The organism is Acetomicrobium mobile, assembly GCF_937920065.1.
This window is the reverse complement of record NZ_CALETC010000008.1, coordinates 1-1028: the sequence shown is the minus strand read 5'-3', so window position 1 is coordinate 1028 and position 1028 is coordinate 1. Positions and strand designations below refer to the sequence as shown.

At 46.4% G+C, this 1028-nt stretch carries 1 protein-coding gene; it reads right to left on the bottom strand.

Features of this window, described 5'->3' with window-relative positions; translation table 11 throughout:
* Positions 1–1004, bottom strand: a 1004-nt coding sequence (locus Q7P41_RS00195; RefSeq protein WP_303881085.1) for a Xaa-Pro peptidase family protein, incomplete at its 3' end; no start/stop codon positions are given.
* Between the last annotated feature and the right edge of the window lie 24 nt (positions 1005–1028).

Here is a 1028-nt window from a genome sequence, read left to right as displayed (position 1 = left end):
CCAGGGATGTAAATTCCCGGCTCTATGCTGAAGGCCATGCCCGGTTCCAGGGGCATCTTGTTGCCTTCCATAATATATGGAGCCTCGTGAACTGCAACGCCTATGCCGTGGCCCAGCCTGGTGTTGAAATATTTACCGTAACCAGCATCTTCTATGACCTTCCTTGCCGCCCTGTCCACCTCTTCGGCTGGAACTCCAGGTCTTACCGCAGCTTCACCAGCCTCCTGGGCCTGCAAGACTATCTCGTAAAGCTTCTTTTCTTCATCTGTCGGCTCGCCTACGAAGACGGTACGGGTAGTGTCCGAACAGTAGCTTTCATACCTACACCCAAAGTCAACGAGAACAAGATCGCGTTCGCCTATAACTCCTTTTGAGCCGTTGTAATGGGGCCTTGATGCATTTTCCTTTCGCGCGACTATGATATCAAAGGCAGGGCCATCAGCTCCATGCTTCTCAAAAAGATCGATAAGTTGCTTCTTGATCTCACCCTCCGTCATTCCTGGTCTTATAAAACCTAAAAGTTCCTTAAAGGCCGCATCGGAAATTTGCGTAGCCCTTTCAAGCTTTTCTACCTCAGAGGGGCTTTTGATTATCCTCATCTTGTCTAGAAAATGCCAGCCATTTACCAACTTTACTCTGTGTCTATCGGCTATCTCGATGGCATCCACCGCACGTATCCCATAGTTAACCGCAATTTGTTTACCGTTAAGATCAAAATCGTCCATGGCTCTTGCTAATGTTGGATAAAACCAATCTTTATCTTCCCATATATATGCCGGTGTGTCCTTGCCAAAAGCAGCCTCAAATTCTTCCAAATATAAATAGGGTGTGACGTAAAAGTATTTACCGTTCGACAATATAAAAAGCCCCTTAAATCGTTCGCATTCTCCAGTTTTAAGTCCGCCTAAATATTCCAAATCATCCCCCGGCCCCAAAAGAAGGGCATCAATTCCCTTAATTTGCAGGTCCTTCGAAATTTCCTGCACCTTATTTTTGTCCAGCATCCTCAAATGCCTCCCCTGTCTAAT